Below are 19,161 nucleotides of genomic sequence, written 5' to 3'. Positions count from 1 at the left end.
AGGGGGCTTGCTCCCGATGGCGGAGTGTCAGTCGACCTCTATTTGACTGATACACCGCCATCGGGAGCAAGCCCCCTCCCACATTTGGATTTCCTACAGTTTTCGATCTGTACAAGGTTTCAGGAGCGTGCACCGCTTCAACGCACCACGAACCGGCATTGGGCACGCACTCACTGCCTGAAATCTCAGCCGGACTGAAAAAACCCTGAAACTCAAAAACACCAAAGCCCCGTATTCCGGGGCTTTGCGCTTTCTGGCGAATTTTTTTGGTACGCATTGCCAACTCTGGCACGCGCCCTGCAACAAACCCGGTACTACCCAGTTTCGGGGACCTTGGTACAGGCAGGCCGAGACTCCCCTCTTTACACCCGGGGTGCTTGATGCGGATCGCGTCGCGCCCCACACCCGTTTCGGGAACCTCGGTACAGGCAGGCCGGGGATTCCCTCTTTAACACCGAAGCCTTTGGCTTCACCCCGTTTTGGGAGCCCTGGTACAGGCAGGCCGGGAACTCCCTCTTTTATTGCTCTTGGAGATGGACCTCCAGCCGCCAGCGGCCATCGACTTTTTCCCCCTTCCATTCCCCGCGCAACGGCCGAGCCGCCACCAGGTTCAGCAGCAAGCCGCCATCGGTCTTGCGCACGCGCCAGTTCACGTCCTTGTAATTGACCTTGAGTTGCCCTGCGGCGGCCTTGCCCTGCGCGTCGAACAGCAGCGCCACGGTGCCATCAATATGCTCGCCGTGCAGCTTGGGTTCGTTGTTGAACCACACCACCACGCCGTCCACTGCGGTCTCGACCTGTTGCAACTCGGTGGGGTCAGGCGTGGTCAGGCGGCCGATCATCAAGCCGATCATCAGCCCAACAATCGCCAAAGAACCCAACACCCTGGGCAATAGCTTCGGCCTTGGGTCGTCTTCAGGGGTAGAATGCAGCGCATCTTTGCCTTCGGAGCCGTGCATGTTTCACGTCATCCTTTTTCAACCAGAAATTCCGCCGAATACCGGCAACGTTATCAGGCTGTGCGCCAACAGTGGCTGCCACCTGCATTTGATCGAGCCTTTGGGCTTCGACATGGACGACAAGCGCCTGCGCCGCGCCGGGCTGGACTACCACGAGTACGCCACGCTCAAGCGCCATGCCGACCTGGCGAGCTGCCTGGAAAGCCTGGGCCACCCGCGACTGTTCGCGTTCACCACCAAGGGCTCGCGGCCGTTTCATGATGCCAGCTTTGCCGAGGGCGACGCCTTCCTGTTCGGCCCCGAGAGTCGCGGCCTGCCAGCCGAAGTGCTTGACGCACTGCCCGACGGCCATCGGCTGCGTTTGCCGATGCGCGAGGGTTGCCGCAGCTTGAACCTGTCCAATACCGTGGCGGTTGCCGTCTATGAAGGATGGCGCCAACTGGGCTTCAAATAACACACATAACAAATGTGGGAGGGGGCTTGCTCCCGATTGCGGTCGCTCAGTCAAATAGAGATCGACTGACACACTGCTATCGGGAGCAAGCCCCCTCCCACATGGGGTTCTACGTCAGGTTCGAGATTACTGAACCGTCGACGAACCTTCGGTTTGCATGCGCTGCAGCTCTTGCGCGTACAGGGCATCGAAGTTCACCGGAGCCAGCATCAGTGCCGGGAACGAGCCACGGGTGACCAGGCTGTCCAGGGTCTCACGGGCATACGGGAACAGGATGTTCGGGCAGAACGCGCCCAGGGTGTGGCTCATGGACTGCTCGTCCAGGCCCTGGATCAGGAAGATACCGGCCTGTTGCACTTCAGCAATGAACGCCACTTCTTCACCGTTCTTGACGGTAACCGACAGGGTCAGCACGACTTCGTGGAAGTCGCCTTCCAGGGCTTTTTGACGGGTGTTCAGGTCAAGCGCAACGCTTGGGGTCCATTCCTGACGGAAGATGGCCGGGCTTTTCGGCGCTTCGAACGACAGGTCACGCACGTAGATGCGCTGCAGCGAGAACTGTGGGCCTTGGTCTTGCGCAGCGTCGGTGTTCTGTTGGTCAGTCATCGCAGATCCTTGTGATCTTGGGGTCTTTTAGGGATTAGGCGAGCAGCGCATCAAGCTTGCCGGCGCGCTCCAGGGCAAACAGGTCGTCGCAGCCACCGATGTGCCTTGCGCCGATCCAGATCTGCGGCACGGATGTGCGCCCCGCCTTCTGGGCCATTTCGGCGCGCACCTGGGGTTTGCCGTCGACCTTGATCTCTTCGAAGGCAATGCCCTTTTTCACAAGCAAGGCCTTGGCCCGCATGCAGTAAGGGCACCAATCGCTGGAATACACGACAACCTGGCTCATATCACTTCACCAGCGGCAGGTTATCGGCCTTCCAGCTGCCGATACCGCCGGACAGTTTGGCGGCGGTGAAACCGGTCTTGAGCATTTCGCGGGCATGGGTACCGGCGTGCTGGCCTTGGGCGTCGACCAGAATAATGGTCTTGGCCTTGTATTTTTCCAGCTCGGGCAAGCGCGCGATCAGCTTGTCTTGAGGAATGTTCAGAGCGCCGACGATATGGCCAGCGGCAAAATCCTTAACCGGGCGAATATCCACGACAACGGCCTCATCCTTGTTGACCAGTGCGGTCAGCTCCGACGTGCTCAGGCTGCGGCCACCGCGGCTCATTTCGTGAGCGATCAGCAGCGCCAGCAGGATGACAAAGGCACCCGCGAGCAGGTAGTGGGCAGTGGCAAATGCAATCAGGTGATCAACCATCAAGGAGGTTCCAGGGCGTTAAAATGGCGGTAAGTATACACAGCCGTCCGGGGGGGCCAACCCCCGTAAAGCGGTGACGTGGTCGGAACTTCGCTTTAAACTGCTACTCCCTTTTCAATTGCCTTTCTTTATTACCGCCTCGAGAGGATCTATGACTACTACGCCCAAACCTTTGGTCCTGATAATTCTCGATGGCTTCGGACACAGTGAAAGCCACCACGACAACGCCGTGTACTCGGCCAGCAAGCCGGTACTCGATCGCCTGGCCGCTACCGTACCGAACGGTTTGATCTCCGGTTCCGGCATGGACGTAGGCTTGCCGGACGGCCAGATGGGCAACTCGGAAGTCGGCCACATGAACCTGGGCGCCGGACGAGTGGTATACCAAGACTTCACACGCGTGACCAAATCGATCCGCGATGGCGAGTTTTTCGAGAACCCGGCCATTTGCGCAGCGGTCGATAAAGCTGTCGCCGCCGGCAAAGCCGTGCACTTTATGGGCCTGCTGTCCGACGGCGGCGTCCACAGCCACCAGGACCACTTGGTCGCCATGGCCGAACTGGCCTTCAAGCGCGGTGCCGATAAAATTTACCTGCACGCCTTCCTCGATGGCCGTGACACACCGCCGAAAAGCGCGCAGTCGTCCATCGAATTGCTCGACGCCACCTTCGCCGCCCTCGGCAAAGGCCGCATCGCCAGCCTGGTCGGCCGCTACTTCGCCATGGACCGTGACAACCGCTGGGACCGCGTGGCCCAGGCCTACAACCTGATCGCCGAGGGCCAGGGCGAATTCCACGCCGCCACCGCCCAGCAAGGCCTGGAAGCTGCCTACGCCCGTGGCGAAAGCGATGAATTCGTCAAGGCCACCACCATCGGCGAGCCGGTCAAAGTCGAAGACGGCGACGCTCTGGTGTTCATGAACTTCCGCGCCGACCGTGCCCGTGAGTTGAGCCATGTGTTCGTTGACGCCGGTTTCAAAGACTTCGAACGCGCGCGCCAGCCCAAAGCCGAGTTCGTGATGCTCACCCAATACGCCGCCAACATTCCGGCCCCGTCGGCGTTTGCGCCGGGCAGCCTGGAAAACGTGCTGGGCGACTACCTGGCGAAAAACGGCAAGACCCAACTGCGCATTGCCGAAACCGAGAAATATGCCCACGTAACCTTCTTCTTCTCCGGTGGCCGTGAAGAACCGTTCCCGGGCGAAGAACGCATCCTGATCCCGTCGCCAAAAGTCGCCACTTACGACCTGCAGCCGGAAATGAGCGCGCCTGAAGTTACCGACAAAATCGTCGACGCCATCGAGCACCAGCGTTACGACGTGATCGTGGTCAACTACGCCAACGGTGACATGGTTGGCCACAGTGGCAACCTGGAAGCTGCGGTGAAGGCCGTGGAATGCCTGGACCTGTGCGTCGGTCGCATTGTTGAGGCGCTGGAAAAAGTCGGCGGCGAAGGGTTGATTACCGCTGACCACGGCAACTGCGAGCAGATGTCCGACGAATCCACGGGCCAGGCGCACACCGCGCACACCACCGAGCCGGTGCCGTTCATCTATGTGGGCAAACGCGATTTTAAAGTGCGCCAAGGCGGCGTGCTGGCAGATGTGGCGCCGACCATGCTGATGCTGATGGGGCTGGAGAAGCCTGCCGAGATGACCGGCACTTCGATTCTGGTCTAAATCTCGGATACACCACAAAACAGTGTGGGAGGGGGCTTGCTCCCGATTGCGGTGGATCAGTCGAATAGATCTCGACTGACACTCTGCTATCGGGAGCAAGCCCCCTCCCACATTGGTTTTGCGCTGTTTGGAAGATATCTTTTCGTTATACCATCGCCACTCGGCGCCTAACTTGGCCTCCAGCCCGAATTGGGCGTTTTTTTTGCCGCGCTTGCCGGGCATACTAGGCCGTCCATTTCCCTGGTGTCGCCCGCCTCTATGCTTCGCGCCTTGATTACCCTTGCTCTTGTCTGCCTGCTCCAACCGGCATTTGCCGATGAGCGCGCACAAACCCAACAACAGTTGGACGCTACGCGTCAGGACATTACCGAGCTGAAGAAACTGCTCGGCAAGCTCCAGGAAGAAAAATCCGGTGTGCAGAAAGACCTGCGCGGCACGGAAACCGAGATGGGCAAGCTGGAGAAGCAGGTCCAGGAGCTACAAAAAGAATTAAAGAGGAGCGAGTCGGAACTGGAGCGACTCGACGCTGAGAAAAAAAAACTCCAGAGCGCACGCGTTGAACAGCAACGCCTGATCGCGATCCAGGCCCGCGCCGCTTACCAGAGCGGCCGCCAGGAATACCTCAAGCTGCTGCTCAACCAGCAGAACCCGGAAAAATTCGCCCGCACCCTGACTTACTACGATTACCTGAGCAAAGCGCGCCTGGCGCAATTGAAGGGGTTTAACGAAACCCTGCGTCAGTTGGCGAACGTGGAGCAGGAAATCACTGACCAGCAGTCACAACTGAATGATCAGAAAATCGCTCTGGACGCTCAGCGCGACCAGCTCGACAAGGTGCGTAAAGAGCGCCAGGTGGCACTGGCCAAGCTCAATGATGATGTAAAAGCCCGCGACGCCAAGCTGCAAGCCCGCGAGCAAGACCAGGCTGACCTGGGCAAGGTGCTCAAAACCATCGAAGAAACCCTGGCCCGCCAGGCACGTGAGGCCGAAGAAGCGCGGCAGAAAGCGCTGATCGCCCAGCAGGAAGCGGAAAAAAAGCGCCAGCGTGAGGCCGAACTGGCAGCCACTACCGACGCGCCGGCCCCTCGTAAACCGGCGCATGCAGCGCCTGGCCCGGTGGTTTCCAGCAGCGGTGAGTCGTTCGGCGGCCCTTTTGCTTCAGCCCGCGGAAAACTTCCATGGCCTGTTAATGGTCGACTGCTGGCACGCTTTGGTGAAACCCGTGGTGATGACACCCGCGCCAAGTGGGACGGGGTGATGATCAGCGCCGCCGCCGGCAGCCAGGTGCACGCCGTTCACGGTGGGCGCGTGGTGTTTGCCGATTGGCTGCGCGGTGCCGGTTTGTTGGTAATTCTCGACCACGGTAATGGCTATTTGAGCCTTTACGGCCACAATCAGACTTTACTCAAGTCGGCAGGTGATGTTGTAAAAGCCGGTGAATCCATCTCCACTGTCGGTAACAGTGGTGGCCAGGACACCCCGGCGCTGTACTTCGCTATTCGTCAGCAGGGTCGCCCGAGCGATCCCGCACAATGGTGCCGTTCCCAAGGATAGGGCCGCATCTACATTAGGAGTTCGTTCGACATGCTGGATTTGTCCCGCCTCACTTCGCTGGCCCTGACGATCGCCCTGGTGATCGGCGCGCCTTTGGCTTTCGCTGACCAGGCCGCACCGGTTGCGCCCGCCGCTACAGCCGCGACCACCAAGGCGCCGCTGCCGCTGGACGAGCTGCGCACCTTTGCCGAGGTCATGGACCGGATCAAGGCAGCCTATGTCGAACCCGTAGACGACAAGACCCTGCTGGAAAATGCCATCAAAGGCATGCTCAGCAACCTCGACCCGCACTCCGCCTACCTGGGCCCGGAAGATTTCGCCGAGCTGCAGGAAAGCACCAGCGGTGAGTTCGGTGGCCTGGGCATTGAAGTCGGCTCCGAAGACGGCCAGATCAAAGTGGTCTCGCCGATCGACGACACTCCGGCTTCCAAGGCGGGCATCCAGGCGGGTGACCTGATCGTGAAGATCAACGGCCAGCCGACCCGTGGCCAGACCATGACCGAAGCTGTCGACAAGATGCGCGGCAAGCTCGGCCAGAAAATCACCCTGACCCTGGTGCGCGACGGCGGCAACCCGTTTGACGTGACCCTGGCCCGCGCGACCATCACGGTCAAGAGCGTGAAGAGCCAGTTGCTGGAGTCGGGCTACGGCTACATCCGTATCACCCAGTTTCAGGTCAAGACCGGCGACGAAGTGGCCAAGGCCCTGGCCAAACTGCGCAAAGACAACGGCAAGAAGCTCAACGGCATAGTGCTCGACCTGCGTAACAACCCGGGCGGCGTGCTGCAGGCGGCGGTGGAAGTGGTCGACCACTTCATCACCAAAGGCCTGATCGTCTACACCAAAGGCCGTATCGCCAACTCCGAGTTGCGCTTCTCGGCCACCGGCAACGACCTCAGCGAGGGCGTGCCACTGGCAGTGTTGATCAACGGCGGCAGCGCCTCGGCCTCGGAAATCGTCGCCGGCGCCCTGCAAGACCAAAAACGCGGCGTGCTGATGGGCACCACCAGTTTCGGCAAAGGCTCGGTGCAAACCGTGTTGCCGCTGAACAACGAGCGCGCGCTGAAGATCACCACGGCGCTGTACTACACGCCGAACGGTCGCTCGATCCAGGCTCAGGGCATCGTGCCCGACATCGAAGTGCGCAAAGCCAAGATCACCAACGAGATCGACAGCGAGTATTACAAAGAGGCCGACCTGCAAGGTCACCTGGGCAATGGCAACGGCGGCGCCGACGAGCCTACCGGCAGTCGCGCCAAAGCCAAGCCGATGCCGCAGGATGATGACTACCAATTGGCCCAGGCGCTGAGCCTGCTTAAAGGCCTGAGCATCACGCGCGGCCGTTGATATGCGCGTTGCCCTGATCATCGCTGTGTTATGCAGCCTGGCCGGCGTCGCCCACGCGACGCCGGCCAGCGAGCCACGCAAGGCCTACCTCACCCTCATCATCGACGACCTGGGGCAAAACCTGCCCCGGGATCGTCGCGTGCTGGCCCTGCCAGGGCCGGTGACCACGGCGATCATGCCCGACACGCCCCACGCCGCTGAATTCGCCCGCGAAGCGCACAAGGCTGGCAAAGTCGTGATCCTGCACATGCCCATGGACCCGGCCACCGGCCCTTTTGCGTGGCACCCCGAGTTGCCCATCGAAGAACTCGGCAAACGCCTCGATGCCGCCTTCAAGGCCGTGCCCTACACCGCCGGCATCAACAACCACATGGGCAGCCGCATGACCGCGCAGCCGCAAGCGATGGCCTGGCTCATGGCGGAGCTGCAGCGGCGCAACAAGTTCTTTGTGGACAGCCGCACCAGCGCGCAAACCGTCGCCGCCGCCGAGGCTCAAAAGATCGGTTTGGCCCACCTTTCGCGGGACGTGTTCCTCGATGACGAACGCACCGAAGCGGCGATTACCACTCAGCTGCAAACCGCGATCAAACTGGCGCATAAACAGGGTTCGGTGGTGATGATTGGTCACCCCTATCCGCAGACGCTGGCGGTGCTGGACCGCGAGTTGCCGAAGCTCAAGGCCCAGGGCATCGACTGGATTGATATCAAGTTGATGATCAGCGTGCGCAGCAATCAGGCGATGGCGGCCCATGGCAAAAACGGCACGTATCTTCCGGCGCATAGATAGATACCGCTCGGCACCGCGCTCGCTGCTCGATAGTTGAGGCTCCAATCAACTGGAGAGTCCTCCATGAAGCCTCTGCAATTCAAAGACCTGCTCATCAGCTTCACCAGCGAATTTTTACCTCTGTGGAACGACAAGGGCTCGGGCGCACACAATGCCGTTGGCCTGTGGCGACCGAGCACGGCATCCGATGCACTGAGCCCGTTTTTTTGCCTGGGCGATATTGCGGTGGGTCACTATCGCAACATCAACCACAGCAAAGTCGTCGCAGTCGTCAGTGATGCGAACAAGACCGGCGGCACCGCATTGCGTGCGCCGCTGGATTATCAACGGGTGTGGCATGACGAGGGCACGGGGGCACGAAGTAATGCCTCCATCTGGCGCCCGGTGCCGCCAGAGGGCTATGTGGCGCTGGGGTTGGTGTACGGCGTGAACTACGAAAAACCCTCGCTTCATGCCGTGCGCTGTGTACGAGAAGACCTGGTGATAGCCTCCCAAGTGGGCTTCCTGATCTGGAACGATAGGGGCAGCGGCTCCGCCCACGATTTAAGCGCTTGGTCGATTACCGCTCCCGATGCATCCGCCGGGGAAATCTACCTGGCCCCCGGCACGTTCATCGGCAGTGACAGCTACGCCAAGCCAAGCCTCACCGCCTATTCGCTGCGACTGACGCTCACAGCGCAGCTCAACGAGCTGCCGCGACCGCCCGCCCTCGCAGGGCCTGAAGGCCCAACGCTGGATGAAGTCAGCCCCACGATTCAGGTGTGCGAGCTGCCGTGGTTCTGTGTAAGAGACCCGGAATTGACGCCGGTCGAACAGTTTCAGTCCTCGCCCACCTATCGACTGGAGCGCGCGGACCGCCACCTGTTCGCAGGCTTCGGGCGTAACACTGAAGCGACCAGTCAGCCGGTCATGTGGACGGCCACCAAAGGCGAAATCGGCGCACATGCACGGGCTCTGGCCGCTAACACCTGCATCGATCTTTGCAAGGAATGGCCGGCGTATGCACAGGCTTTCGAGTTGAATTTTTCGGCGCATCTGGATCGCGACTTCACCCATACGCAACGCTCGGCAAAAGGCTGGAGCCAGGCCTCGCCACTGGAAATCATCACGTATGTTCCGCCCAAGAAAGCCGTGGCGGCTTACCTTCTGCACAGCGAATACCGCCTGTTGCGCCAGGACGGCAGCCAGGTCTCAAGCACGGTCAGCTACACCAATGGCGATCACGTGTACATGAGCGAGTCCGCCGATGCAGAGCCGCTGCCGGACGAGGTGCCTGCAGCTGAAGCGCCTCAATTGCAGCCGGAGGAACCCACTCAAGCGGCCCCTGAGCTAGAGGTAACGGGCCATGATTTGATCGACAACACCGTCATTGCGTAACCCGTCGAGCGCCGCCTGAAGCTTCGCGACCACGGCGTCCGGCACGTCTTTGTTCAGCGCCAGATACAGCTGGGCACTGTTAAAGCGCAACACGGTTTTGAGTTGGGTCACCCCGACCTGACGGGCCAGATAACGGCCCGCCGGGTCGCCGGTGGCCCACAGGTCGATCTGGCCCTCGACCAGTTTTTGCGCGTTGTCCTGGTCACGCAGCGCAACGATCGGGTTGAGCCCCTCCTTCTCGAGGGTCTCGGCAATCGCATCACCTTTATAGGCGCCGATCTTGTAGCGACGGGCTTGCTCAAGGTCGGCGAGCTCGATCTTGCTGTCAGCCTTGGCCAGCATCACCCAATCATCCGGGCCGATGGGGCCGACCCATTTGAACAATGCTTCGCGATCCGGCAGGCGCGCCATCACGAATACGCCGTAACCGGGTTTTTCCAGGGCGAGTTTGTAGATTCGCTCCCAGGGAAAACGCAGGGTCAGGTTGTAGGAGATGCCGGCACGCTTGAAGGTCTCGCGCACGATGTCCACGGCGATGCCTTCGATGTTCTCGTCTCTGGCGAAGTTCTTGCCGTTTTTCGCCATGTTGTAGGGCGGGAAGTTTTCCGTCAGCAACACCAGTGAGGCGTCAGACGGTTCTTCGGCACGGGCCGAGCCTGCCAACAAAAGGCAAGAACTGGCGAGCGCGAGCAGCAGGTGTTTGAACATGAAGGTTACCGAAATCCATGGCAAGCGCAGAGAGTGCCGCGCGCCTGCCATGGTGTCCAGCAGCGTTTAGCGAACGACAATACCGCGCGCCGCCATGTAGGCCTTGGCCTCTGGGACGGTGTATTCGCCGAAGTGGAAAATACTCGCCGCCAGCACTGCGCTGGCGTGGCCTTCGATCACGCCGTCGGCCAAGTGCTGCAGGTTGCCAACGCCGCCGGAGGCGATCACCGGAATACCCAGTGCATCGCTGATGGCCCGCGTCACACCCAGGTCAAAGCCGTTTTTCATGCCGTCCTGGTCCATGCTGGTCAGCAGGATTTCACCGGCGCCCAGCGCTTCCATCTTCATCGCCCACTCCACCGCGTCCAGGCCGGTCGGCTTGCGACCGCCATGGGTGAAGATCTCCCAGCGCGGGGTTTCGCCCGGGCCGGAGACTTTTTTCGCGTCGATGGCGACCACGATGCATTGCGAGCCAAAGTGCTGCGCGGCTTCACCGACGAACTCGGGGTTGAACACGGCAGCGGTGTTGATCGAGACCTTGTCCGCGCCGGCGTTGAGCAGGTTGCGGATGTCTTGCACGGTGCGTACGCCACCGCCCACGGTCAGCGGGATAAACACCTGGCTGGCCATGCGCTCCACGGTATGCAGCGTGGTGTCGCGGCCGTCGACGCTGGCGGTGATGTCGAGAAAGGTAATCTCGTCGGCACCTTGCTCATCGTAGCGACGGGCGATTTCCACCGGGTCGCCGGCGTCGCGGATGTTCTCGAACTTGACGCCCTTGACCACGCGACCGTTGTCGACGTCCAGGCAAGGGATGATGCGTTTGGCCAGCGCCATGGTCAGTCCTCAGCCGTTGTAGGCATCGCAGTAAGCCTGGGCTTCCGCGACGTCCAGAGTACCTTCGTAAATTGCACGGCCAGTGATGGCGCCGATGATACCGGGGGCCTTGGCGTCCAGCAGCGACTTGATGTCGCCCAGGTTGTGAATGCCGCCGGAAGCGATCACCGGAATCTTCGTCGCTGCCGCCAGTGCTGCGGTGAACGGCACGTTGCAGCCCTGCATCATGCCGTCTTTGGCGATGTCGGTATAAACGATGGCGGACACGCCGTCGGCCTCGAATTGTTTGGCCAGGTCGATCACCTGGATGGTGCTGATTTCAGCCCAGCCGTCGGTGGCGACGAAGCCGTCTTTGGCGTCCAGGCCGACGATGACTTTGCCCGGGAACGCGCGGCAGGCTTCAGCAACGAACGCCGGGTCTTTCACGGCCTTGGTGCCGATGATCACGTAGCTCACGCCAGCCTTGACGTAATGCTCGATGGTCTCCAGGGAGCGAATACCGCCGCCGATCTGAATCGGCAGGTTCGGGTAGCGCTTGGCGATTGCGGTGACCACTTCACCGTTAACTGGCTGGCCTTCGAAGGCGCCGTTCAAGTCCACCAGATGCAGACGACGGCAGCCCCCTTCTACCCATTTGGCAGCCATGCTCACCGGGTCATCGGAGAACACGGTGGAATCTTCCATGCGGCCTTGGCGCAGGCGTACACAAGCGCCGTCCTTAAGATCGATAGCGGGGATAATCAGCATCTGGCAAACCTTATTCGATAGTCAGCAATGCTTGGGAAATCAGGGTTTCTCAAGCGACCACAAGTCGCTTTCGATGCTTTCGAACCTTTCTTTAAGGAGCGTCTGCGTGTCGAAAATCGCCTTGTTGTAATAGTGCGGCGCAACTTCGGTGGTAAACAGCTCAAGAATCTCGGCGACTTCGAACGAACCCAGCTTGAGTTCGAAACGGTCCTCCATGAAGCGCTGGATCTTGAGGGTAGCTTCACTCTCCTGTTCAGGCGTGAGGCTCAAGACCGGCACCTTCGGCTTCCTGGCCACTTACCAGCGACCATCCCACGCGGCGAAGTTCTGCAACAATTGCAGGCCGTGGGTATGGCTCTTCTCCGGGTGGAACTGCACGGCAAAGCGCGAACCTTCGGCCAGCGCTGCGGCGAAATCGACACCGTAATGCCCGCCGCCCACCACCTGGCCCGGCTTGCCGGCGGCGATGTAGTAGCTGTGCACAAAGTAGAAACGCGCCATGTCCGGCACGTCGTGCCACAGCGGGTGATCCACGGTTTGGCGCACTTCGTTCCAGCCCATGTGCGGGACTTTCAGGTGTTCGCCGTCTTCGTGCAGGTCTTTGCCGAAGAACTTCACCTGGCCCGGAAACAGGCCGATGCAGTCCACGCCCTCGTTCTCTTCACTGCTGTCGAGCAAGGCTTGCATGCCCACGCAGATGCCGAGAAACGGGCGGTCCTGGCTGACTTCGCGCACCAGGCTGTCAAAGCCCAGGCGGCGGATCTCGGCCATGCAATCGCGAATCGCGCCGACGCCCGGAAACACCACCCGGTCGGCTTCGCGAATCACGTTGGCATCGCTGGTGATCAGCACCTTGCCGGCACCTACGTGCTCGAGGGCCTTGGCCACCGAGTGCAGGTTACCCATGCCGTAATCGATAACCGCGACCGTCTGCATTACAGAACGCCCTTGGTCGACGGCATTTGCCCGGCCATGCGCTCATCCAGCTCCACGGCCATGCGCAGCGCGCGGCCGAAAGCCTTGAACACGGTTTCGATCTGGTGGTGGGTGTTGGTGCCGCGCAGGTTGTCGATGTGCAGGCTGACGAGTGCGTGGTTGACGAAACCCTGGAAGAATTCCTGGAACAGGTCGACGTCAAAGCCGCCCACGGTGGCGCGGGTGTAGGGCACGTGCATCTGCAGGCCTGGGCGGCCGGAGAAGTCGATGACTACGCGCGACAGCGCTTCGTCCAGCGGGACATAGGCGTGGCCGTAGCGACGGATGCCTTTTTTGTCGCCGATGGCCTTGGCAAATGCCTGGCCGAGGGTGATGCCTACGTCTTCCACCGTGTGGTGGTCGTCGATATGCAGGTCGCCCTTGCTGACGATATCCAGGTCGATCAGCCCGTGGCGGGCGATCTGGTCCAGCATGTGCTCAAGAAAAGGTACGCCGATATCAAATCGGGCCTTTCCGGTGCCATCCAGGTTGATCGAGACTTTAATCTGGGTTTCCAGAGTGTCGCGCTCGACGGATACCTTACGTTCGGCCATCACCAGCTCCGCAAAATCATTGGGCGAAAAAGGCAGCCATTATAGGGGCGCGGGCGCTAAACAGAAACATCGGAGGGGATAAGACTGACGAGTTGAAGAGAGGAATGTCGGGGATAGACATGTGTGTACATGTGGGTACCCGCTTATGTGGCGAGCGGGCTTGCCCCGCGTTGGGCTGCGAAGCAGCCCCAAAACTTACCTACGCGTTTTGACTGAAAAAACGCGCCGGGCTCATTGGGGTCGCTTCGCGACCCGACGCGGGGCAAGCCCGCTCGCCACAAAAAGCCGGTCCCTACAGACATTGCATCAGTGGAACAGGACAGCCGTTTTCTGCAGGGTCACCCACACACCCCACGCCAACGGAATACCCACCACCAGCCAGGCAGCGATCGCCATTGGCACAGTGCCGGATGCCGCTTTCCACTCAAGCGAGGTGGAAGCGTCAGCGCCCTTGTCATGGCCCAGCGCTTGTTCAGCCGCCAGTTCGGCGTCGGTCATGAAGTACTTGTCGGCCACCGGGCGCACCAGCAGGTTGCAGATGAAACCCAGCACCAGCAGGCCAGAGAGAATGTACAAGGTGATGTCGTAGGCCGCAGCGCGTTCAACGCCGATGCTCAGCTGATACTCACGCAGGTAGTTCACCAACACCGGGCCGAGCACGCCGGCTGCGGCCCAGGCGGTCAACAGGCGACCGTGGATCGCGCCGACCATCTGCGTACCGAACAGGTCGGCCAGGTAAGCCGGAACCGTCGCAAAACCACCGCCGTACATCGACAGGATGATGCAGAACGCCGCCACAAACAGCGCCACGTTGCCCAGGTGACCCAGGTTCGGGATCAGCGCGTACAGGGCAAAGCCCAGGGCGAAGAACACGAAGTAGGTATTTTTGCGGCCCAGGTAGTCGGAGAACGACGCCCAGAAGAAGCGGCCACCAATGTTGAACAAGCTCAACAACCCGGTGAAGCCCGCCGCGATGGCCGCAATTGAAGCCAGTTGCCCGGCATCAAGCTGACCGAACGGCACATCAACTCCCAGCAACTTGCCACCGAATACTTCCTGCAACAGCGGCGAAGCCATGCCGAGGATGCCGATACCGGCGGAAACGTTCAGGCACAACACCAGCCATACCAGGCGGAATTGCGGGGTTTTCCAGGCCACGTTCACGTGCACGTGACGGTGAGTGATCATCGCGTTGCTGGCTTTTTTCGCCGGTGCGGTCCAGCCCTCAGGCTTCCAGCCGGTCGGCGGAACGCGGTACGAGAGTGCGCCGCCGATCATGAACACGAAGTAGATCACGGCCATGACCGCGAAGCTCTGCCACACGCCCACGCTGGTCGGCGAAGCAAAGTGGCCCATCAAGGCTGCAGCCAGTGGAGCACCTACCATCGCGCCGCCGCCAAAGCCCATGATCGCCATGCCAGTGGCCATGCCGCGCTTGTCCGGGAACCACTTGATCAGCGTCGACACCGGCGAGATATAGCCCAGGCCCAGGCCGATACCGCCGATCACGCCGGAGCCGATCCACATCAGCCAGATTTGGTGGGTGTACACACCCAACGACGAGATCAACAGGCCGCCACACCAGCACAGCGCCGATACAACGCCAGCCTTGCGCGGCCCGGCATGTTCCAGCCAGCCGCCCCAGATAGCTGCCGAGCAGCCCAGGAAGATGAAGAACAGGGTGTAGATCCAGCCCAGCATGGAGATGGGCCAGTCGCACTGGGACGAAAAGACTTGGGTGATGAAGCTCATGTCCGGCGCGCAGGCGACCGGTGCGGTGATACCCAATGCTTTGGAGAGTGGCAGCCAGAACACGGAGAAACCGTAGGCCATGCCGATGCACAAGTGAATGGCCAGGGCGGCCGGTGGAACCAGCCAGCGGTTGAACCCGGGCTTGGCGATAATGCGCTCCTTGGACAGGAACGCAGGCTGTGCGGCAGTGGAACCTGCCACAGTGCTAGTGCTCATTAGTGTTTACCCCAGTTATTAGTATGTGCCCGTCATGCGCTCTCTCCCTCGGCCTTGCACGCAGAGCGTGGCCGTTGTTGTTGAGTAAAGCTCCATTTAACGCGACGTTGTGTCGCAGACGACAGACGAACCTGCGCAGATTAGCACCTGTGAGTGACAGAAAAACCAAACTGACATCACCTTTTTCATGTCGCCTGATTTTTTTGACGTCAAATTCCCGTTTTGCCGGCGCTGGATACAATGTAACGATGGAAGAACCGACGCAGGCCACCTGGCGTTATACTCTGCGGCTAATTTTTGAAATCGACATACAAGGACTCGCCCATGAAAGCGTTCGGCAAAATCCTGGGTCTGGTACTTCTCGGGCTGTTGCTGATCATTGTGGCCCTGGGCTTTGCCCTGACCCACCTCTTCGATCCCAACGATTACAAAGACGAGATTCGCCAGATTGCCCGCGACAAGGCCCACATCGAGCTGACGCTCAATGGCGATATCGGCTGGAGCCTGTTCCCCTGGCTGGGCCTTGAGTTGCATGAAGCCAGCGTGGCGACCATGACCAACCCGACCCAACCGTTCGCCGACCTGCAGATGATTGGCCTGTCGGTGCGCGTGCTGCCACTGCTGCGCCGCGAAGTGCAGATGAGCGATGTTCGCGTGGAAGGCCTGAACCTGCGCCTAAACCGCGACAAGCAGGGCCACGGCAACTGGGAAGACATCGGCAAGAACGTGACCGAAACGACAGCCAACGCGCCTGTTCCCGGAACCGTGCAACCGCCTGCCGAACCCGAGCCGGAAAAACCGCCTAAGCCGATTCGCCTGGACATCGACAGCCTGACCATCAACAACGCCCGCGTTGAATACAACGATGAGCTGACCGGCAAGCAATACAGCGCCGAAAGCATCCAGTTGAGCGCCGGCGCGGTCCATGAAGGGGCGAGCATTCCGCTGAAACTCACCGCATTCCTGGGCAGCAACCAGCCGCTGATGCGCGTCAAGACCGAGCTTAACGGCAACTTGCGCATTCAGCGTGCGCTCAAGCGCTACCAGTTCGAAGACATGAAGCTCAGCGGCGAAGCCACGGGCGAGCCACTGCAAGGCAAGACCGTCACCTTCTCCACCCAGGGCCAATTGCTGGTGGACCTGGCGGCGAACATCGCCGAATGGACCAACATCAAGCTGTCTGCCAACCAACTGCGCGCCTTGGGCGAAGTGAAGGTCAGCGACCTGAGCAAAGCCCCGCAACTGAGCGGCGCCTTGTCCATCGCTCAGTTTGACCTGGCCAAGTTCCTCGACAGCGTCGGCCACCCGCTGCCACCAATGGCCGCAGGCAGCCTGAGCAAAGTCGAACTGGTCAGCCGCCTTAAGGGCACCTCGACCAGTGCAGCCCTGGAAGACCTCAACCTGAAGCTCGACGGCAGCACCTTCACCGGTCGCGTCGCCGTGGATGATTTCGCCAGGCAATCCCTGCGCGTGCAGCTCAAGGCCGACACGTTCAACGCCGACAACTACCTGCCAGCCAAGTCCGAGTCCGCCAAAGGCGCAGCCGCTGCGCGTCAGGTCGAAGTGCAGAACAGCGAGATGGGCGCCATGGCCGCCGGTGGCACCACACCGCTGCCGGATGCGCCGACCAAAGCCGCGTGGAGCAGCGACAAACTGCTGCCGTTGACACGCCTGCGCACGCTCGATGTGGATGCTGACCTGGCGTTCGGTCAACTGACCCTGAGCAAATTGCCGATCCAGAACGCGGCACTCAAAGCCTCCGGCATCGACGGCCAGCTCAAGCTCGACACCCTGAGCGGCGGCCTCTACAACGGCACCTTCCAGGCCAACGGCACCCTTGATGTGCGCCAGGATATTCCGCTGCTGGCGCTGCAAACCCACATCAAGCAAGTGCCGGTTGAACGCATCCTGCAAGCCCAGGGGCAAAACCCGCCGGTGAAAGGCCAGATCACCCTGGACAGTAACCTCAGCGGCCGTGGCAACAGCCAAAAAGCGCTGATCGACAGCCTCAACGGCACGGCCAACGTTGTGATCAACAACGGCGTGCTGCTCAATGCCAACCTTGAACAGCAACTGTGCACCGGCATCGCGTTGCTCAACCGCAAAACCCTGAGCAGTACGCCACAGGGCAAGGACACGCCGTTCCAGGAACTGCGCGGCAACCTGACCTTCCGTAACGGCGTGGCGAGCAACCCGGACCTGAAAGTGCGGATCCCGGGCCTGACGGTGAACGGCGACGGTGACATCGACCTGCGCGTGCTGGGCATGGACTACCGCGTGGGCATCATCGTCGAAGGTGACCAGCGCGACGTGTCGGACCCGGCCTGCCAGGTCGGCGCCAACTTCCAGGGCATCGAAGTGCCGCTGCGTTGCCGTGGCCCGCTGGAACTGGGCGCCAAGGCCTGCCGCCTGGACAAGGACGGCTTGACCCAAGTGGCCGTCAAAGCGGCCGGCAACAAGTTCAGCGAGAAGCTGGAAGAGAAGCTCGACAAGGTCAACCCACAGCTCAAAGATGCTTTGAAAGGCCTGTTCAAACGATGAGAGACGAGCAGTTTTCGCAGGCGGTGCTGGACTGGTACGACCGCCACGGTCGCCATGACCTGCCCTGGCAACAGGGCATCACGCCTTACCGGGTGTGGGTCTCGGAGATCATGCTGCAGCAAACCCAGGTCAGCACCGTGCTGAACTATTTCGACCGTTTCATGGCTTCCCTGCCGACGGTCGAAGCCCTGGCCGCCGCGCCGGAAGATGAAGTGCTGCACCTGTGGACCGGCCTGGGTTACTACACCCGCGCGCGCAACCTGCAGAAGACCGCAAAAATTGTGGTCGCCGACTACGGCGGCGAGTTTCCCAAGGATGTGGAAAAGCTCACTGAGCTGCCGGGCATCGGCCTATCCACCGCCGGTGCGATCGCCAGCCTGAGCATGGGCCTGCGCGCGCCGATTCTCGACGGCAACGTCAAGCGCGTGCTGGCGCGCTTTACCGCGCAAGAGGGCTACCCGGGCGAGCCAAAGGTGGCCAAGCAGCTGTGGGCCACCGCAGAGCGCTTCACGCCGCAGACCCGCGTCAACGCCTACACCCAGGCGATGATGGACATGGGCGCCACACTCTGTACACGCAGCAAGCCCAGCTGCCTGCTCTGCCCGCTGGAAAAAGGCTGCGAAGCGCACATGCTCGGCCTGGAGACGCGCTACCCGATCCCCAAGCCGCGCAAGACCATTCCGCAAAAGCGCACGCTGATGCCGATGCTGGCAAATGCCGAAGGCGCGATTCTGCTTTATCGGCGCCCCTCAACGGGCCTGTGGGGCGGCCTGTGGAGCTTGCCGGAGCTGGACGACCTGCAAGACCTCGAACACCTCGCCCACCAGCACGCGCTCGAACTGGGCAAGCACCACGAACTGCCGGGGCTGATTCACACTTTCAGCCACTTCCAGCTGGCCATCGAGCCGTGGCTGGTGCAGGTCGAGGAATCCGCCCATCACGTGGCCGAGGCCGACTGGCTCTGGTATAACCTCGCCACCCCGCCGCGCCTGGGCCTTGCTGCCCCGGTCAAGAAGCTGCTGAAGCGCGCGGCCGACGTATTGAACGCAGGAGAGTTGTCATGACCCGCACCATCATGTGCCGCAAGTACAAAAAAAAATTACCGGGCCTGGAACGCCCTCCGTACCCGGGCGCCAAAGGTCAGGATGTGTTTGATCACGTCTCGGCCGATGCCTGGGATGCCTGGATGAAACACCAGACCCTGCTGATCAACGAAAAACGCCTGAACATGATGAACGCCGAAGATCGCAAATACCTGGCGGGCGAGATGGACAAGTTCTTTTCCGGCGAGGATTACGACAAAGCTGACGGTTACGTGCCACCTGCTCAATAAGTGATCAAAAACCGGGGTCGGCACGTAAGCGACGG

At 60.9% G+C, this 19,161-nt stretch carries 20 protein-coding genes; 9 read left to right on the top strand and 11 right to left on the bottom strand.

All coding sequences use genetic code 11. The features are described 5' to 3' along the window. Positions 1-518: 518 nt before the first annotated feature. On the bottom strand, positions 519-959 hold the full coding sequence (locus Q7C20_RS09135) for a hypothetical protein (RefSeq protein ID WP_348054850.1): 441 nt from the start codon (positions 957-959) through the stop codon (positions 519-521). Between Q7C20_RS09135 and Q7C20_RS09130 the strand changes: the two genes are divergently transcribed. Next, entirely contained in the window at positions 958-1,413 is a 456-nt protein-coding gene (locus Q7C20_RS09130) for a tRNA (cytidine(34)-2'-O)-methyltransferase (protein ID WP_003171120.1), read from the top strand. The genes Q7C20_RS09135 and Q7C20_RS09130 overlap by 2 nt on opposite strands. A 126-nt stretch (positions 1,414-1,539) precedes the next feature. On the opposite strand, the gene secB is transcribed toward Q7C20_RS09130, so the two are convergent. The 3 genes from secB to Q7C20_RS09115 are packed head-to-tail and all read right to left on the bottom strand — an operon-like array spanning position 1,540 to position 2,720. Continuing rightward, positions 1,540-2,019, bottom strand: a complete 480-nt coding sequence (secB, locus tag Q7C20_RS09125) for a protein-export chaperone SecB (protein WP_348054851.1) — start codon at positions 2,017-2,019, stop codon at positions 1,540-1,542. A gap of 34 nt (positions 2,020-2,053) precedes the next feature. Further along, positions 2,054-2,305: a glutaredoxin 3 gene (gene grxC, locus Q7C20_RS09120; protein ID WP_375066839.1), complete on the bottom strand. Its 252-nt coding sequence runs from the start codon at positions 2,303-2,305 to the stop codon at positions 2,054-2,056. A gap of 1 nt (position 2,306) precedes the next feature. Continuing rightward, positions 2,307-2,720 (bottom strand): rhodanese-like domain-containing protein, encoded by a 414-nt coding sequence (locus tag Q7C20_RS09115; protein WP_348054853.1) that lies wholly within the window; start codon positions 2,718-2,720, stop codon positions 2,307-2,309. Positions 2,721-2,871: 151 nt separating this feature from the next. Here Q7C20_RS09115 and gpmI point away from each other — a divergent pair, with 151 nt between their 5' ends. The 5 genes from gpmI to Q7C20_RS09090 all read left to right on the top strand — a co-directional run bounded on the left by gpmI (position 2,872) and on the right by Q7C20_RS09090 (position 9,463). Then, positions 2,872-4,398 (top strand): 2,3-bisphosphoglycerate-independent phosphoglycerate mutase, encoded by a 1,527-nt coding sequence (gene gpmI, locus Q7C20_RS09110; RefSeq protein WP_375066838.1) that lies wholly within the window; start codon positions 2,872-2,874, stop codon positions 4,396-4,398. A gap of 258 nt (positions 4,399-4,656) precedes the next feature. After that, positions 4,657-5,952, top strand: a complete 1,296-nt coding sequence (locus tag Q7C20_RS09105) for a murein hydrolase activator EnvC family protein (RefSeq protein WP_375066837.1) — start codon at positions 4,657-4,659, stop codon at positions 5,950-5,952. A 30-nt stretch (positions 5,953-5,982) separates the two neighbouring features. Next, entirely contained in the window at positions 5,983-7,299 is a 1,317-nt protein-coding gene (locus Q7C20_RS09100) for a S41 family peptidase (protein WP_348054856.1), read from the top strand. Position 7,300: 1 nt separating this feature from the next. After that, on the top strand, positions 7,301-8,086 hold the full coding sequence (locus Q7C20_RS09095; RefSeq protein WP_375066836.1) for a divergent polysaccharide deacetylase family protein: 786 nt from the start codon (positions 7,301-7,303) through the stop codon (positions 8,084-8,086). Positions 8,087-8,149: 63 nt separating this feature from the next. Then, a complete protein-coding gene (locus tag Q7C20_RS09090; RefSeq protein ID WP_375066835.1) occupies positions 8,150-9,463 on the top strand; it encodes a Vps62-related protein in 1,314 nt (437 codons plus the stop codon). On the opposite strand, the gene Q7C20_RS09085 is transcribed toward Q7C20_RS09090, so the two are convergent. The 7 genes from Q7C20_RS09085 to Q7C20_RS09055 all read right to left on the bottom strand — a co-directional run bounded on the left by Q7C20_RS09085 (position 9,416) and on the right by Q7C20_RS09055 (position 15,252). After that, positions 9,416-10,171 (bottom strand): substrate-binding periplasmic protein, encoded by a 756-nt coding sequence (locus tag Q7C20_RS09085; protein ID WP_375066834.1) that lies wholly within the window; start codon positions 10,169-10,171, stop codon positions 9,416-9,418. The genes Q7C20_RS09090 and Q7C20_RS09085 overlap by 48 nt on opposite strands. A 66-nt stretch (positions 10,172-10,237) precedes the next feature. Next, positions 10,238-11,008, bottom strand: coding sequence for an imidazole glycerol phosphate synthase subunit HisF (gene hisF / locus Q7C20_RS09080; RefSeq protein WP_017138643.1), 771 nt, complete (start codon positions 11,006-11,008; stop codon positions 10,238-10,240). Positions 11,009-11,017: 9 nt separating this feature from the next. Continuing rightward, positions 11,018-11,755: a 1-(5-phosphoribosyl)-5-[(5-phosphoribosylamino)methylideneamino]imidazole-4-carboxamide isomerase gene (gene hisA, locus Q7C20_RS09075; protein WP_029295899.1), complete on the bottom strand. Its 738-nt coding sequence runs from the start codon at positions 11,753-11,755 to the stop codon at positions 11,018-11,020. A 39-nt stretch (positions 11,756-11,794) separates the two neighbouring features. After that, on the bottom strand, positions 11,795-12,052 hold the full coding sequence (locus Q7C20_RS09070; protein WP_375066833.1) for a DUF2164 domain-containing protein: 258 nt from the start codon (positions 12,050-12,052) through the stop codon (positions 11,795-11,797). Then, positions 12,053-12,691, bottom strand: coding sequence for an imidazole glycerol phosphate synthase subunit HisH (gene hisH / locus Q7C20_RS09065; protein WP_375066832.1), 639 nt, complete (start codon positions 12,689-12,691; stop codon positions 12,053-12,055). Then, on the bottom strand, positions 12,691-13,284 hold the full coding sequence (gene hisB / locus Q7C20_RS09060; protein WP_375066831.1) for an imidazoleglycerol-phosphate dehydratase HisB: 594 nt from the start codon (positions 13,282-13,284) through the stop codon (positions 12,691-12,693). Before hisB ends, hisH begins: the two co-directional genes overlap by 1 nt. Before the next feature lie 306 nt (positions 13,285-13,590). After that, on the bottom strand, positions 13,591-15,252 hold the full coding sequence (locus tag Q7C20_RS09055; protein WP_375066830.1) for an OFA family MFS transporter: 1,662 nt from the start codon (positions 15,250-15,252) through the stop codon (positions 13,591-13,593). Between the two features lie 324 nt (positions 15,253-15,576). Here Q7C20_RS09055 and Q7C20_RS09050 point away from each other — a divergent pair, with 324 nt between their 5' ends. Genes Q7C20_RS09050 through Q7C20_RS09040 form a run of 3 tightly spaced genes read left to right on the top strand, consistent with a single transcriptional unit; the run spans position 15,577 to position 19,126 of the window. Further along, positions 15,577-17,793, top strand: coding sequence for an AsmA family protein (locus Q7C20_RS09050; RefSeq protein ID WP_375066829.1), 2,217 nt, complete (start codon positions 15,577-15,579; stop codon positions 17,791-17,793). Beyond that, positions 17,790-18,857, top strand: coding sequence for an A/G-specific adenine glycosylase (gene mutY, locus Q7C20_RS09045; protein ID WP_375066828.1), 1,068 nt, complete (start codon positions 17,790-17,792; stop codon positions 18,855-18,857). The genes Q7C20_RS09050 and mutY overlap by 4 nt, the downstream gene beginning before the upstream one ends. Next, the gene (locus Q7C20_RS09040) at positions 18,854-19,126 is read left to right on the top strand and encodes an oxidative damage protection protein (protein WP_375066827.1); all 273 of its coding nucleotides are present in this window, start codon (positions 18,854-18,856) and stop codon (positions 19,124-19,126) included. The genes mutY and Q7C20_RS09040 overlap by 4 nt, the downstream gene beginning before the upstream one ends. The last annotated feature ends 35 nt before the right edge of the window (positions 19,127-19,161 follow it).

It is taken from the genome of Pseudomonas sp. AMR01 (genome assembly GCF_041946035.1).
GTDB lineage: Bacteria > Pseudomonadota > Gammaproteobacteria > Pseudomonadales > Pseudomonadaceae > Aquipseudomonas > Aquipseudomonas antarctica_B.
This window is presented reverse-complemented; position numbering and strand designations above follow the sequence as displayed.

Excerpts from the sequence above, each read along its gene's own strand:
- Q7C20_RS09130 (WP_003171120.1), top strand. The coding sequence starts at position 958 with ATGTTTCACGTCATCCTTTTTCAACCAGAAATTCCGCCGAATACCGGC.
- Q7C20_RS09135 (WP_348054850.1), bottom strand. The coding sequence starts at position 959 with ATGCACGGCTCCGAAGGCAAAGATGCGCTGCATTCTACCCCTGAAGAC.
- secB (WP_348054851.1), bottom strand. The coding sequence starts at position 2,019 with ATGACTGACCAACAGAACACCGACGCTGCGCAAGACCAAGGCCCACAG.
- grxC (WP_375066839.1), bottom strand. The coding sequence starts at position 2,305 with ATGAGCCAGGTTGTCGTGTATTCCAGCGATTGGTGCCCTTACTGCATG.
- Q7C20_RS09115 (WP_348054853.1), bottom strand. The coding sequence starts at position 2,720 with ATGGTTGATCACCTGATTGCATTTGCCACTGCCCACTACCTGCTCGCG.
- gpmI (WP_375066838.1), top strand. The coding sequence starts at position 2,872 with ATGACTACTACGCCCAAACCTTTGGTCCTGATAATTCTCGATGGCTTC.
- Q7C20_RS09105 (WP_375066837.1), top strand. The coding sequence starts at position 4,657 with ATGCTTCGCGCCTTGATTACCCTTGCTCTTGTCTGCCTGCTCCAACCG.
- Q7C20_RS09100 (WP_348054856.1), top strand. The coding sequence starts at position 5,983 with ATGCTGGATTTGTCCCGCCTCACTTCGCTGGCCCTGACGATCGCCCTG.
- Q7C20_RS09095 (WP_375066836.1), top strand. The coding sequence starts at position 7,301 with ATGCGCGTTGCCCTGATCATCGCTGTGTTATGCAGCCTGGCCGGCGTC.
- Q7C20_RS09090 (WP_375066835.1), top strand. The coding sequence starts at position 8,150 with ATGAAGCCTCTGCAATTCAAAGACCTGCTCATCAGCTTCACCAGCGAA.
- Q7C20_RS09085 (WP_375066834.1), bottom strand. The coding sequence starts at position 10,171 with ATGTTCAAACACCTGCTGCTCGCGCTCGCCAGTTCTTGCCTTTTGTTG.
- hisF (WP_017138643.1), bottom strand. The coding sequence starts at position 11,008 with ATGGCGCTGGCCAAACGCATCATCCCTTGCCTGGACGTCGACAACGGT.
- hisA (WP_029295899.1), bottom strand. The coding sequence starts at position 11,755 with ATGCTGATTATCCCCGCTATCGATCTTAAGGACGGCGCTTGTGTACGC.
- hisH (WP_375066832.1), bottom strand. The coding sequence starts at position 12,691 with ATGCAGACGGTCGCGGTTATCGATTACGGCATGGGTAACCTGCACTCG.
- hisB (WP_375066831.1), bottom strand. The coding sequence starts at position 13,284 with ATGGCCGAACGTAAGGTATCCGTCGAGCGCGACACTCTGGAAACCCAG.
- Q7C20_RS09055 (WP_375066830.1), bottom strand. The coding sequence starts at position 15,252 with ATGAGCACTAGCACTGTGGCAGGTTCCACTGCCGCACAGCCTGCGTTC.
- Q7C20_RS09050 (WP_375066829.1), top strand. The coding sequence starts at position 15,577 with ATGAAAGCGTTCGGCAAAATCCTGGGTCTGGTACTTCTCGGGCTGTTG.
- mutY (WP_375066828.1), top strand. The coding sequence starts at position 17,790 with ATGAGAGACGAGCAGTTTTCGCAGGCGGTGCTGGACTGGTACGACCGC.
- Q7C20_RS09040 (WP_375066827.1), top strand. The coding sequence starts at position 18,854 with ATGACCCGCACCATCATGTGCCGCAAGTACAAAAAAAAATTACCGGGC.